The sequence below is a fragment of the Chitinophaga silvisoli genome (assembly GCF_003412465.1).
Lineage (GTDB): Bacteria > Bacteroidota > Bacteroidia > Chitinophagales > Chitinophagaceae > Chitinophaga > Chitinophaga silvisoli.
This window is the reverse complement of the sequence record NZ_QTJV01000010.1, coordinates 260,670-275,730: the sequence shown is the minus strand read 5'-3', so window position 1 is coordinate 275,730 and position 15,061 is coordinate 260,670. Positions and strand designations below refer to the sequence as shown.

Genomic DNA, 15,061 nt, shown 5'->3' with positions numbered 1-15,061 from the left:
ATAAACCTGTTAAATACAGAGAAAAGGGTTCTGCCAACCGGACACATTCTCTTTGTGAATGATCTGTAAGCTGGCATCGTCATGACGAATTCCTTCGCCCTGGTCAAGAATGATTTTATTTATCTTTAGGGTAGTAGTATGTAGCTTCACAATATTGGACACAGGCAATCCTAATCCACTGGAAGGATGGAAGCCTTTCTCTCCCCTGGGGCCACGTATCGTGTTTGTGAACAGTTGTGCCTTTACCTTGTCCCAGTCCCCTGTTTGTGCATAGGGCAATAATTCTTTCCACACCAGCCCTGCTTCATAACCCATCAATCCATAAATATTTGCAGGCTGTTGTGCTTTGCTTTCAAATGTCTTTACAAACAACTTGTTCTCTTTGCGCTCATCTTCCTTCATCCACGTGAGTGCACTATAGAGTTCCAGTTCCAGGTGCTTTACATCGTCCAGGATATCTTCATAAGCCATTGTCTCTACAACTGTCAATGGTACTTTCTTGTGGAAACGGCTTTCCTTCCATGCATGCAGAAAACGTGTTCCCATATCTCCTACAAAAATTGCATGTACATAGGGAGGTGGATTTCGCTCTATCTCTGCAAAAAATTCAGTGAGGTCCAGGGCACTTGTATTTCCTGGATTATCAGGCAGGATGGTCACCCTGAGCTCCTGTGCACCTGCACCGAATGCGCCCTGCTGAAAGGAATTGGCTAAATGATATCCTGATTCATAGATTGGCATCACGATATGGCCTGCATTACCAAAACGCTTTTGCGCCCAGCGCCCCAGGGCATACTCTGACTGCCAGATCTGATGAGAAGCATAAAAAATATCAGGGCTAATCGCCGAATGATCAGGAATCAATTCTCCCATGTCGAAGAAGAAACCTAATTTTCGCTGTGCCTCTACCACCGGCATAAGCGATGGTAGTGATTTATAATTTATTAGTCCGGACAAGACATCTGCCTGATTAAAAAATAACAACTTTTTAGCTGCCTCGGTGGTGGCCTTAGGACCACCACCTTTGGTAAACTCAGGCAGAACCTGCACCGTACGCTGACGGGCAGGATCCAGTCCCATACCCACCATCCAGCCTGTCACCAGGTGTGCTGAGTAAAAAGGATATACACCACTATAAGGTGTTAAAAAACCAAGATTCAGTTGCTTCATACTATGAACGGGAAGGATAGATCCCCTGCATTGCAATACAATAGTTGACTGTCAGGTACGGCTGAAGAATAGAATGGGGCTGACTGCCTCCGGACACTCCTGCCACAATACCGCCAGATACATCAGCAGGCATTAAAGTCACATCCGATACAGTATTATATCCATTTACAGTGAAGGTGTTTACGCCGGCACCGATGGTTGGTAATGCCGCAGGCACCTTAGTTGCCGCAGGTACATTGCTGGTAGCAGCCTGTGTACTCGCTTTGGGAGCAGCTGTCAATGTATGTGTCATATTATGCGTATGCATAGGCATCTGGCCGGCCGTAAGGGTGATTGATTCTACTCCTCCAAACTGGCCCAAATCGTATTGAGAAAGTCCAGGACCTTGTCCCATACCTATAGGAGCCCTGCCACGCAGATCAGGTATGCCAAAAGTCGTTTGACCATTGCCACCATAGGTGGTACCCAACAATGCAAATACGGCTGTATTCTGGGCAATTGATAAAAAAGTACCATTGCATATTTGCCAGCCATTAGGTGCAAAATTAAAAGCGAAAACGCATATCATCGCTAAATATGGTTCATCCATTCTACAGGAAATTTATGTGGTGATTAATTAAATAAGACGATAATCAGGAAATGCAAAGATCTTCCCTCCCTGAGTGGCAGACTGCCGGCCCAATAAAGCTATCAGGCTACTATTAGCTGCTGTATGCACAGACTGTTGAGGTACGGAAGACTTTAAAATTTTAAATAGTTCATTTAATGCTGATGCAACCGGAGAAGCTGCATGTTGTTGTAGGTGTAGTTGATCTTCCTCCCATTGGTTATCACTCATCCGCATAGATCGTGTATAATCAATCCAGCTACCGCCAGTACCATGAATATGCGTACCTGTAGTATATCCCTTTTCAGTCTGGAGATACACCTGCTGTCCATTTGTAGTAGTAAGACAAATCAACGGAATCTCCCCTTTTTTTACAAGCATCTTATGCTTACCCGTTTTAGGATTTACTTTGTGCACTACATAATCCATTTGCTTTGTAGTAGCAGCAACCGTTTTAATTTGATTGCCGGGGCCTAACAGCCCTTGTAAAAACAAAGAAGGATATAAGGGGTAGGTGTCTGCCTGGGGTGGCAATACATCATAAGGTGCACCTGCAATCACTTGATCCAATGTTCCGAAATCGACATCAGCAATCGCCTGCAGGTCATGCCGATAGCTTTGCTCATCCAGTGTAAAGTAATGACGACCAGTTTGTTGACTGGTCTTTACAATGTCTTTGTGCTCTTCTACCGTCTCTCCCATTACAGGACCACAAGCCACATGCTTACCTGCCAGCATAGCTGCTTTGGCAATAGTGTAATGTGTATGTGCCGGGGTAGCAATGATCACGACATCCACCTCATCACTGGCCAGCAGCTGCTGCCATGAATCAAATACCAGCGGACGGTGAAATCCTTTAAATAATTGTAGGCCTTCCTGTAAGGAAGCTTTGTCTGCATCACATATGGCAGTGATAGTCAGATCTTTTTGTGTAAGTGCTGCTGACAGATACAGGCGGCCCCAGATACCAGTGCCTATAAATCCGATACGCAAACCTTTACATACATTTTTAGAGAACAGAGACGACGGCATGACGGCAAGTGCGGGCACGATCAATGCGACGTTTCTGAAAAATTCTCTCCTTTTTTGATTGTGCATTCGACAATTAGGGATAATGATTCAAATCGTTTACTACTTATGGTTTTTCCAGGAATGAGGTTAAAAATCGAATTACTATAGTAAGAAATGGTCCGCAAATTTATATAGAAATAATTCAAATATTAAAATATTTTTTTTGAGGCGGGTGTATCCAATTGAATTTCATTTCTAAACCATTCGAATCCCCATTCCCGGCGGCACCCCTCATAAAAAAACCGGGACCCGCTTACGCAAATCCCGGTCAAACTTTAGGTTATTGTATTTAGGCTCTCTGTTCTTTCACATTCAACACCGCTACCGCTGCTATTATCATAAATACGCCCCCCATCACCAACGCATAAATAGGCTGATCGTGAAAACAATACCTGACGATGAGGCCACCGAACAAGCCATTCACTATCTGTGGGAATGTGATAAAGAAATTAAAGATACCCATGTACACCCCCGTCTTATGCGGAGGTATCACACCAGATAGGATAGCATAAGGAGTTGATAAAATGCTTCCCCACGCAAAACCAATACCGATCATAGGCAGTACCAGCAGGTCGGGAGATTGTATAAAAAAGATGGAGATCAGTGATACCCCACCCGCTATCAGCGAGAAGGCATGCGTGACCCGACGATTTGTTTTACGCGCTATAGTAGGCAGGATCAGTGAATACACCGCAGATACCGCACTGTAAATACTGAATAAAAAGCCTACCTTATTGCCCGCATCTGCATAGCTGGATGATGAAGTATCACCCGGCATCACATGATAGATGTGCTCTGCCACCGCGGGCGTGGTAAACACCCACATAGAGAACAAGGCAAACCAGCTACAAAATTGCACTAACCCTAACTGCCGCATTGCTGAAGGCATCGCTGCAAAGTCTTTCACAATGGTCCCCAACCCGGAAGAAGCAGCTCCCTCTTCTGATCCGGGATTAAACTGCGCAAACTCCTCCGGACTATATTCCTTACTCATGAAGATGGACCAGAGGATGGTGGCAATCAATACCACCGCACCTATGTAAAAAGAATAGATCACATTATCAGGCACTACCCCGGGTGCCGCAACCTTGGATATATTAAAATACTCCGCCAGCAGGTAAGGTAGGGAGGAACCCAATACTGCACCTGCACCTATCAGGAAAGTTTGTACTGAAAAGCCCATACTCCGCTGCTCATCCGGCAAATTATCAGATACCAGTGCACGGAAAGGTTCCATCGCCACATTGATACTCGCATCCATCAGGGTCAGCATCCCTGCTCCTATCAGCATTGGTGGTAACAAATATGCCAGCATAGACGAATTCGGTAACAGGATCAGTGCCATCGCTGTCAGCAATGCACCCACCAGAAAGTAAGGACGCCGCCGCCCCAACCTGTTCCAGGTACGATCACTGTAATGCCCTATGATAGGCTGTACAATCATTCCGGTCACCGGTGCGGCCAACCAGAATAGGGATAAATGTTCTACCTCTGCGCCATAGGTCTGTAGGATACGGGATGCATTCCCATTCTGTAATGCAAAACCAAACTGTATTCCGAAAAACCCCATGCTCATGTTCCAGATCCTGGCCGCAGATAAACGTGGCTTCGTCATGCCTTTCATGGAATTCATATTTTTCTGAAAGCGGTGCTTTCACGCAATGGAATTCACCGCTTTCATCATTATTTGTTTCTGTTGTTCAACTGTACAACAGTACCTGCTTTCACTATATATGTCTCATCATATACCTTCACAGCTACATCGCCTCCTTCTTTGTTCTCTATCACCACACGGTGCTGGTTGATCTCTACCTTCAGGATATTCGTTCTGAAACGAATACTGAATGCAAAGGATTGCCACTTGCCCGGCAGGAAGGGTGTAAACTGTAACTGACCATCACGTACACGCATACCTGCAAATCCTTCTACCACACTCATCCAGGTACCTGCCATGGAAGTGATGTGCAGCCCATCTTCTGTATCGTTGTTATAATCATCCAGGTCCAGGCGTGAAGTACGCAGGTAAAACTCATATGCTCTCTCACCATCGCCCAGCTTCGCCGCCAGGATCGCGTGAATACAGGGAGACAATGAACTTTCATGCACCGTACGTGGTTCATAGAAATCAAAGTTCCTGCGCAGCGTATCCATGTCAAACCTGTCTTCCAGGAAATAAAATCCCTGCAATACGTCTGCCTGCTTGATAAAGCAACTGCGCAATATTCTATCCCAGCTCCACTTCTGGTTCAACGGCCTTTGTGCCGGATCCAGGTCTTTTACGAGAATCTGTTCTTTATCCAAATAACCATCCTGCTGCAGGAAAATACCACGTTCAGCATCTTCAGGATAGTACATATTATCTATGATATGTTGCCATTGCTTCACTTCGGTACCAGCATCAAATGCCGTTTTTTTAATTATTGCATCTGTTGCATGCGCCAGTGATTCAATCGTATACTGTAAACACCAGGTCGCCATGGTACTCGTATACCAGTTGTTGTTGATATTGTTCTCGTACTCATTCGGACCTGTTACACCCAGCATTACATATTGCCTGCGGGCCTCACTCCAGTTCACTCTCTGTGCCCAGAAGCGTGCTATACCAATCAGTACTTCCAGTCCATATTCAGCCAGGTAAGCTGTATCTCCGGTATAACGGATGTAATTGTAAATCGCAAAAGCGATCGCTGCATTCCTGTGAATTTCCTCGAAGGTGATCTCCCACTCATTATGACATTCCTCTCCATTCATAGTCACCATCGGGTACAAGGCAGCCCCTTTGCCAAAGCCTAACTTCGCCGCATTTTCTATCGCTTTATCCAGCTGGTTATAACGGTACACCAGCAGGTTCCTCGCTACCTGCTGCTCTGCAGTAGCCAGGTAGAAAGGTATGCAATATGCTTCTGTATCCCAGTAAGTAGACCCGCCGTACTTCTCACCCGTAAATCCTTTGGGTCCTATATTCAAACGTGCATCTTCGCCTGTGTATGTCTGGTTGAGCTGGAAGATATTGAAACGGATCCCCTGCTGTGCAGCAGCATCTCCGGTAATCACAATATCACTCTCCTGCCACTTGGCCGCCCATGCAGCAGCCTGTTCCTCCAATAGTCGCTCAAATCCTTTTGCGGCAACTGCAGCTACTACCTTTTTACATGCAGTCACCAGGTCAGCCCGGGAATGATTCTCTGAACTCAGATTGGCCGCATACTTCACGATCACAGTCGCCTGATCACGCTTTGCTGCCACCGTCACCTTAGCACCTACAAATTTATCTTTTTGTACAGGTGAAACGGCTGATGCCAGTTGGTTGCCTCCCTGATATACATGGAACAGCATGCCGGTACACACATCAAAACCTGTCTTCCTGGTACGTAATGTAAGGTAAGCACTATTATCCTGTACACTTCCCTCTACCAGGTCCCAGAATCCCTCGTCATAATTTGAGTCCTGGTTCCTGATAGCTCCGTCTATAAAAGAAACGATTTCAATTTGGCCGTCAAAGTTTAATGGTGTGATGCTATAACGCAATGCTCCCGCCTCATCATCAACAATACTGCAAAAGCGGGTAGCGCGAACAGCCAGCTTTTTACCTGAAGATAAAGTAGCTGTAAACGTACGCTCCAGGTAACCTTCCTTCATATTCAACACACGACGGAATTCACTCACTGTTGCATGATGTAAATCCAGTACCTCGCCGTCAATACGAATCTCCAATCCTATCCAGTTTGCAGCATTCAACACCTTGGCAAAATATTCAGGGTAACCATTTTTCCACCAACCCACACGTGTCTTGTCAGGATAATAAATCCCTGCTACATAGCTACCCTGCAATGTTTCGCCTGAATAAGTCTCTTCAAAATTGCCCCGCTGCCCCATACGGCCATTGCCAAGGCTGAAGATACTTTCTGAGATTTTGTTGTAACCCGGTATAAATCCTTCTTCGATGATATTCCACTCATCTACCTTTATATACTGCTTCATTATTTTAAATTTTTTAAACGCTGGAGGCTCATGTCTCCAAGGCTACTGACAATCATATCTGCATCCTGCAAAACATCTGCGGACCCGATACCTACAGCTTTCATGCCTCCCGCCTTTGCTGCCTGTACACCTGCTACTGCATCTTCAAATACCACACAATAAGCAGGATCTGCATGCAAACCTGCCGCCCCTTTCAGGAATACTTCCGGATCCGGCTTGGAAGCTGTTACAGCATTCCCGTCTACCACTACGTCAAACAATGCAGCCAAACCAACTTTTTCAAGAATAGTACCTGCATTCTTACTCGCTGACCCCAATGCCGTCTTCACCCCTGCTTCCCGCAGACTTTCAAGAAATTCCCTTGCTCCCGGTAACACTTCGTCCGGCTGCATATGACGGATCATATCTACATACCAGTCATTCTTCCGCTTCGCCAGCACAGCCTGCTCTTCGGCAGACTTCTGCACACCACCGATTTCAAGTATGATTTCGAGGGAGCGGGTACGGCTAAGGCCTTTGAGTAATTCATTTTGTTCCTCTGTGAAGTCAAATCCCATTTCATTTGCCAGGCGTTTCCAGGCTATATAATGGTATTTGGCGGTATCCACTATTACTCCGTCAAGGTCGAAAATACATGCGTCTATTCTGTCCATATCATCCGTTTAAGTTGGTTGCTCAGTGCGCCAGTTCCAGTACCAGTGTCGTGGTAGCTGGTACATGCAGGCTATCTGAAAGGCTATAGTTTTTTTCAGTTACTATATCGTGCGCGTTGGAAAATCCGTTGGTTCTTTCTTTGAATCTGCTTACATCAATGGTGACAGGATCAGTGTTTGGATTGAGCACGATCATCACTGTCTTGTCAGCATTGTACCTGAAATAGGTATATACATTGTTCTGCGGAATGTATTGCATCAGTTTCCCGGTTTGTACTACAGGATTATTCTTCCTGTAGTTCGCCAGTTTCTGAACATAATCATGCAGTTCATTTTCTTCTTCATTACGACCTGCTGCGGTAAACTTGTTTACCTTATCATTCTTCCAGCCGCCCTTGAAATCTTCACGTACCAATCCATCAGGTGCACTGAAATTCTTCATACCAATTTCATTGCCGTAATACAACTGGGGAATACCGCGGGTAGTCAGCAGCCACGCCAGCGCAGCTTTGTACTTACCCTTGTTCTCTCCGATTACTGAATAGAAACGGCTCAGGTCATGGTTGTCCAGGAAGACCACATTACGCATTGGATCCTGGTATTGGTAATCAGATGCCAGTGTCGTGTACAATTTTACAGCCCCATCATCCCATGCGGCTTTGTCATTCATGGCACCCGTGATGGCCCAGAGTGAATTGAAATCTGTCAGGCCGGGCAATTGCGTATCCAAATGCTGGTTCACCGTTTTACCCTGTGTAAAATAAACCTGGTCTGCTACACCTTTCACCCATACTTCTCCAAAGAAGGTAAAGGCCGGATAAGCATCCTTGATGGCCTTACCCCATGCCGCCATAAATTCACCATCATTGTAAGGATAGGTATCCAGGCGGAATGCATCTACACCTGCATACTCGATCCACCAGATATGACTTTGTGTGAAATAATTGCGTACAAAAGGATTGCTCTGATCCAGATCCGGCATGTGGTTATCAAACCAACCGTTGGTCATGATGTCCTTATCATATTGTGATGCATAAGGATCAAAGTCAGGCTGCGCCCTGAAACTGGAACGGGTGAACTCAGGCCACTGGTGTACCCAGTTTTTCATCGGCATATCTTTCATGGTCCAGTGCTGGCTTCCAATATGATTATGCACCAGGTCCATGACTAATTTCATCCCGCGTTTGTGCAGACTATCAGCCAGTGTTTTGTATAATTCATTTGTACCATAGCGGGGATCTGTACGGTATTGTTCCGTAGCAGCATAACCATGGTAAGAAGCCTGCGGCTGATCGTTGGTGATCATAGGTGTCATCCACAAAGCAGTGGCACCCAGCTCCTGCAGGTAACCCAGATGATTGATGATCCCCTGCATATCACCACCATGGCGATAATACATAGAGTCCCTGTTCAGGGTCGTCTCCTGCATTCCTTTGATCACATCATTGGTAGTGTCCCCGTTTGCGAAGCGATCCGGCATAATAAGATATATCAGATCGCCCGCAGTGAGGCCCTGTGCTTTCGTGCCAGTATTCCTGGCTTTCAGCTCGTAACTAAACACCAGATCCTTGCTCCCCTTCTTCACGAATCTGATCGGGAAGGTACCCGGGGCAGTGGAAGGATCAATATTAAGATCAAGAAACAGGTAGTTCGGGTTTTCCACTTTATTCACCTTCAGGAGTGTTACCCCGGGATATTCCAGTTTGACGTCTCTTTCTGCGATCTTATTACCATGTACTATCAGTTGTAAAAAGGGCTGTTGCATTTTCACCCACCAGTTAGCAGGTTCAATACGCTCCAGGCTGGGAATTTGTGCCATTGATGTACCTGCCATCAGCAGCAACATCGTGATCCACCGAATCTGTTTCATGCTGTTATTCTATTATTGAGCTTTGAGAGAATAAGTATAGTTACCCGGGTTGCTTAAGTTGATACTTATAGTATAAGTACCCGCTGCATCTACAGTAATAGCGCCTGTGGTACCAGTTGCCAGTGTACCATTGTTACTTACATCACTCAGGGTAATGGCATCTGCATTATTGGCTCTGAAGTAGAAGGTACCCGCACCCAGTGTGGTTGTTACAGACCATGTACCGGTACTGCTGCTGTAGGTCATTGCTGCATCTGAACCACCAGATACTGCGCTGCCATACACACTCCAGCTCGTATTGGTCATTGTGTATTTCATCTGGTTGATGTCCACCGTCAGGCGATAATAACCACCTGCTGCCACAGCAATATTGCCACCACTGGAAGAGAGTGTTCCGCTGCCACCATCCCCATAATTCACATCCCAGCTCTTGGCGGTAGTCACCTTAAATTCGGTAGCACCGGTCAGGTACATATAACCTTCATAAGTACCATCATTCTTTACAGAAGCTACGCTATCCAGACCAGCATTGTCAAATGCCCAACCTTCGTATGCACCCGGCAGGTACAGGTAAGTATACACCTTAGGTACATAGTAAGGAGTTACAGTCAGGGAAATACTATCTGAATACACCTCATCTCCTACGGCATCTACCGCTGCTTTTACACGGATTACGAGCTCATGCTCACGACCTGCTGCCAGGCCCAGGTTATTGATCACCTGGTTCAGACCAGCTACTGTATAAGCTTTCGTCAGTGTACCGGTACCAATAGTTACATCTGTAGCATGCTTAAAACCATTGCCTTTTTCATCTATCTGCAGATAGTAAGTCACGATGGATTTGTACCCCCAATCCTCAGAGGCTGTCCATTTATAAGTCACTGCTGCTTTGGAAGCATCTGCTTCCGTAAATACGAATACGGAATCAGTGGCAGTAAACGCCGGTTTAGTACCGCTCTTCACCTGGGTGAAGCTGCCGTCCTTTTTACAGGAGAACAGGGCCAGCATACTAAAGCTGAGGATGTATATATTTTTGAAACGGAACTTCATGATAGAAAATGTTTTGATTAGTAACCACTGTTCTGTTTGAGATTAGGATTAGCCACCAGTTCTGTAGCAGGAATCGGGTACAGGTTACGGAAGTCACCTACCGCTGCACCAGCTGCTACCCCTCCTTTCCATGGCCATACATATGTACTGCCGGTAAATAAACCGTAACGGATCAGATCTGTTCTGCGATAACCTTCCCAGTAGAATTCACGGCCTCTTTCATCCAGGATGAATTGCAGGGTGAGCTGCCCACTGGTAATATTGCCGCTGGCATCACCATAAGCTCTTGTACGAAGGGCGTTTACATAAGTCAGCGCATCGCCGGTGTTGCCACCACTACCACCTCTTAATACAGCTTCTGCATAGTTCAGGTAAGCTTCCGGTAAACGGAACAGCGGGAAGTCAGTATCTACGAACGTAGTGCTGGAACCTCTACCACCGGTAGATGTTTTGTTGCTCCACTTGGTGACAGCATAACCATCTGTGAAGGTGGCCAGGTCATTGATTTCCAGGTTTTGTCCGCTGGTGTAAAACATCGCACGACTATCCGTAGCACCTGTTACATCAGGGAACAATTTTACCAGTGCACTGGTAGTACGTAAACCTGCCCATGCACTGCTTACACCATGATCAGCAGGAGTCATCGTACCGCCTATTGATGCGCAGGTCAGGTATGTAGTACCACCATAAGTCTGTGTTCTGGCACCGTCATAGTTGGAAGTAAGCAGGAACTCTGTTCTGGAAGTAGCATTATTATCTGCCATGAACATGTTTGCATAGTTGTTCACCAGTGAGAAACCTGCGTTGATCACTTTGGAACTATAGGTGATAGCATCCGTATAACGGTCAGTACCGGTATATACTGCTGCATTCAGGTACAACCTGGATAAGAGCATCCATACACAAGCCTTGTCCGCACGACCATACTCATTCGCTCCAGGATCTACCAGCTGGCTTTCGAGGTCTTTCAGTTCTGATTCAATATAAGTGAACAGTTGTGCACGGGTCACCTGGTTAGGATAATAGTAAGATACCTGGTTGGTATCGGTAGCGAAAGGTACATTGCCAAACATATCCATGGCATGATAGTAGCTCAGTGCACGCAGGAACCTGGCTTCTGCCCTGAAGGTCTTTGCCGTTTCAGCATCGCTACCTGTAATCCCGTTGCTGCTCAGCTTCGCATCAGATGTCTGACGGATAAACTCATTACACTGGGAAATCTGGTAAAAAAGACGGGCAAACATGGCAGTGATGAAGTTGTCATCAGCTGTCCAGTTCATCCTGTGGAAGTTTTGAATAGTACCATCATTCCATCCCATCACCGTTTCGTCTGTAGGTAATTCCTGCATCTGGAAATAAGCACGGATGTAGTTGGAAGTACCTTCATCAATCCCACTGATATCAGCACTACCGGTAGGCCCGGTTTGTCCTGTAGTAGCCAGACCTGCATACAGCTTGGCCAGGATACTTTTGTAATTACTGAATTTTGTATATACACTGGCCGTAGTTTCTTCCGTGATAGGATTTCGGTCCAGGTCTTTTGTACAAGCTGCCAGACCTCCGATCATCACCGCGGCAAGCATTGTATTATATATGAATTTCCTGATCATAACGTTCCTGTTTGTTAATTAGAAATCGAGGTTTACGCCCAGGGAATATACACGAGGACGTGGATAGAACCTATTGTCTATACCGCTGAACACTTCCGGATCCTGACCACTGTATTTGGTGATCACGAATACGTTCTGTACGTTGGCATTCACCCGCACACCAAGTTTTTGATGCCATACACGGCCAAAATCATATGCCAGGTTCAGGTAATCCATACGCACAAATGAGCCATTCTCTACATAGTAATCAGACCAGTATTGTGGATTCGCAAAACTTGTCTTCAATACACTGGAAGACATATTTGCCAGGAATGCCGCATTCTGGAAAGACTTGTAGTTGCCGAAGTTGGAAGCCTGGTTGTTGTAGATGTAGTTACCAATGTTGCTACGCAGACTGAACCCAAGGGTCCACTCTTTGTAATTGAAGTTAGAATTGAAGCTCAGGTACAAAGTTGGATTTGGTGATTTGTAGCGATATTTATCCGCTGCTGTAATAGCACCATCACCATTTCTGTCTTCATATAAACCTTCAATTGGTTTGCCGTTCTTATCGTAGATCTGTTTGTATACGTAGAAGGAATTGATTGCATAACCAGTTGAATTGATCTGGATCGTATTACCAGTACCCCCGTCGATGCCACCTGTAGCAAAACCTACAGCTGTATCACTCTTCACTTTGGAGAGAGACAGGATCTTGTTGTGGTTGTAGGTAATATTAAACCCTGCATTCCAGGAGAAGTCCTTCGTCAGGATTGGCGTAGCATTGATGATGAATTCCACACCCCTGTTTTCCAGGCTACCTACGTTTGTGAACAAAGTGTTGGTCAGGTTCGTACCTGCAGGAGCAGTCACCGTTGCCAGCAGATCGCTTGTTTTCTTATAGTAGAAGTCTACACTACCGTTGATGCGGTTATTCAGGAAACCATAGTCCATAGCGATGTTGTAAGTGGCTGTCTGTTCCCACTTGATGTTCTGGTCATAACCTGCAGCACGCAATGTTTGATAGTAAGCATCCCCCAGTTGGTAGGAAGATGCAGCATCACCCCATGTATAGCGGGATACGGCAGCATAATCCTGCCCGATATCTTCCTGGCCGGTTACACCATAACCCAGTCTCAGTTTCAGGTCAGAAAGTACTTTTGAATTCTTCAGGAAGTTCTCATCCTTAATTCTCCACGCCAGTGCTACAGAAGGGAAGTTACCCCAGTGTTTCTGGAAACGGGAAGTACCATCACGACGCAGGGTAGCAGTCAGCATATACTTCTCGTTGAAGGTATAGTTCAAACGACCGAAGAAGGAAACGAGTGTATGCTGTGATTTGCTATAGTTACCTGCGGCAGTAGTAGTATCACCGGAACCATCCAGGGTAGCAAATGCTGGTGTGGTAGTGATGAAATCCTGGTAAGAATAACCGGCAGTGGCACTCACTGTGCTCTTAATTGCCTTTAAAGATTTATTATAGTTCAGGTAGAAATCAAACAGTTTATCCTGTTTTTCCTGTTCGTAGTGATGGAAGGAACCACCCTTACCATTGTAATAAGACAATGCAGCGTAAGCAGGAATATCTGTATTACCGGTACCTTTAGAGTAGTCATAACCCAGGTTCATATTTGCATGCAGGTCAGGCAGGAAATGGAACTTGTAGTCGAACTGTAAGTTGCCGATACTTCTCTTCACGGTAGATGCATCATTCTTCAGTTTCAGCATACCCAGCGGGTTTCTTGTAGCCAAAGCAAACAGTGCATCATTTTGCATCCACTCATAGTAACCGCCGAACTTGTCATTACCGGAGTAAACAGGTTTGGTAGGATCAAAAGCATTCGCGGCATTGATTGCTCCCTGATCAGCGAAACGGTTGTCAGCCACAGATCCTTTCAGGTTCAGGTTAATCTTCAGGTGATCGTCGAAGAGACTTGGAGAGAGGTTGACCGCGCCGGAGGTCCTTTTCAGGTTAGATGTTTTGAGGATACCATCCTGGTAGAGGTGACCTACAGATACACGGTAAGGTAATTTTTTCCAGGAACCGCTGATGCTCAGGTTATTGTCAGAGCTCAGTGCAGACTGGTAAATTTGTTTCTGCCAGTCTGTATTATCAGTACCCAGCATGGCAATCTGTGCATCAGTACCATGTGCTTTTACGATATCAGTAAATTCTGACGCGGATAATACGGGTGAAAAGCTGGTTACTTTAGACACCGCATTGTTGGTGCTGAAAGCAAGTTTCAGTTTATCGCCAGCACGACCTTTCTTGGTAGTGATGATCACCACACCATTTGATGCACGGGAACCGTAGATGGCAGTTGCAGATGCATCTTTCAGTACGCTGAATGATTCGATATCATTCGGGTTCACCATTGCCAGTGCATTGGAAGAACCGCTCACATTACCGTTTTCAACAGGTACTCCATCAATTACAACCAGCGGATCGTTGGTAGCATTCAGGGAGGCACCACCACGTACACGAATGGTACTACCGCTACCTGGTGCACCACCATTGGAAGTGATCAGTACACCCGGTACTTTACCAGTGATGAGTTGTTCAGGAGAAGAGGCCGGGCCTTTGTTAAAATCTTTCGTAGATACGAGGGCGATGGATCCGGTCAGATCGCTTTTCTTCTGCGTACCATAACCGATCACCACTACTTCGCTTAATCCTTTGGTATCAGTTTTCAGTTGAATGTTAAGATCTACATTTCCGCTTCCTACAGTGATGGCTTTTTCTACGGCTTCAAAGCCTGCCATTCTTGCTACCAGTACGTAACTACCGGCACTTATACCATGGATAGTGTAATGACCTACACTATCAGCTACTGCATTTTTGCTGGTGCCTTTAATAAAAAGGATGGTTCCCGGTACCGGACTGTTCGTGTCGTCCGTAACGGATCCGCTGATACTTCCTGACTGGGCGTATACGCCTAAAGTGATCAGGATAAAACACAACAGCAGCGCTAACCGGGTAAAGTGTGTTCGTTTCATTTAACGTTTCATTTTAAAGACAAGGAATTGCTGTTACGCTACTGCCTATGCAGCGCGTTTAATGAAAAGACAA

The 15,061-nt window shown here is 45.8% G+C and carries 10 protein-coding genes; all 10 read right to left on the bottom strand.

Features of this window, described 5'->3' with window-relative positions:
• Positions 1-9: 9 nt before the first annotated feature.
• The 10 genes from DXN04_RS25480 to DXN04_RS25435 all read right to left on the bottom strand — a co-directional run bounded on the left by DXN04_RS25480 (position 10) and on the right by DXN04_RS25435 (position 14,988).
• Entirely contained in the window at positions 10-1,170 is a 1,161-nt protein-coding gene (locus DXN04_RS25480) for an ABC transporter substrate-binding protein (protein ID WP_116856229.1), read from the bottom strand.
• A gap of 1 nt (position 1,171) precedes the next feature.
• The gene (locus DXN04_RS25475) at positions 1,172-1,759 is read right to left on the bottom strand and encodes a phage tail protein (protein ID WP_116856228.1); all 588 of its coding nucleotides are present in this window, start codon (positions 1,757-1,759) and stop codon (positions 1,172-1,174) included.
• Between the two features lie 27 nt (positions 1,760-1,786).
• A complete protein-coding gene (locus tag DXN04_RS25470) occupies positions 1,787-2,875 on the bottom strand; it encodes a Gfo/Idh/MocA family protein (protein WP_116856227.1) in 1,089 nt (362 codons plus the stop codon).
• A 262-nt stretch (positions 2,876-3,137) separates the two neighbouring features.
• Positions 3,138-4,481: an MFS transporter gene (locus DXN04_RS25465; RefSeq protein WP_233525684.1), complete on the bottom strand. Its 1,344-nt coding sequence runs from the start codon at positions 4,479-4,481 to the stop codon at positions 3,138-3,140.
• A 50-nt stretch (positions 4,482-4,531) separates the two neighbouring features.
• Positions 4,532-6,829 carry a glycoside hydrolase family 65 protein gene (locus tag DXN04_RS25460; protein ID WP_116856226.1) on the bottom strand — a complete coding sequence of 766 codons (2,298 nt, stop codon included), beginning with the start codon at positions 6,827-6,829 and terminating at the stop codon, positions 4,532-4,534.
• Positions 6,829-7,482: a beta-phosphoglucomutase gene (pgmB, locus tag DXN04_RS25455; protein ID WP_116856225.1), complete on the bottom strand. Its 654-nt coding sequence runs from the start codon at positions 7,480-7,482 to the stop codon at positions 6,829-6,831. Before pgmB ends, DXN04_RS25460 begins: the two co-directional genes overlap by 1 nt.
• A 22-nt stretch (positions 7,483-7,504) precedes the next feature.
• The gene (locus DXN04_RS25450) at positions 7,505-9,352 is read right to left on the bottom strand and encodes a glycoside hydrolase family 13 protein (RefSeq protein WP_116856224.1); all 1,848 of its coding nucleotides are present in this window, start codon (positions 9,350-9,352) and stop codon (positions 7,505-7,507) included.
• Positions 9,353-9,364: 12 nt separating this feature from the next.
• Positions 9,365-10,402, bottom strand: a complete 1,038-nt coding sequence (locus DXN04_RS25445; RefSeq protein WP_116856223.1) for a SusE domain-containing protein — start codon at positions 10,400-10,402, stop codon at positions 9,365-9,367.
• Positions 10,403-10,419: 17 nt separating this feature from the next.
• Positions 10,420-12,012: a RagB/SusD family nutrient uptake outer membrane protein gene (locus tag DXN04_RS25440; protein ID WP_116856222.1), complete on the bottom strand. Its 1,593-nt coding sequence runs from the start codon at positions 12,010-12,012 to the stop codon at positions 10,420-10,422.
• Between the two features lie 18 nt (positions 12,013-12,030).
• On the bottom strand, positions 12,031-14,988 hold the full coding sequence (locus tag DXN04_RS25435) for a SusC/RagA family TonB-linked outer membrane protein (RefSeq protein WP_116856221.1): 2,958 nt from the start codon (positions 14,986-14,988) through the stop codon (positions 12,031-12,033).
• Positions 14,989-15,061: the final 73 nt, after the last annotated feature.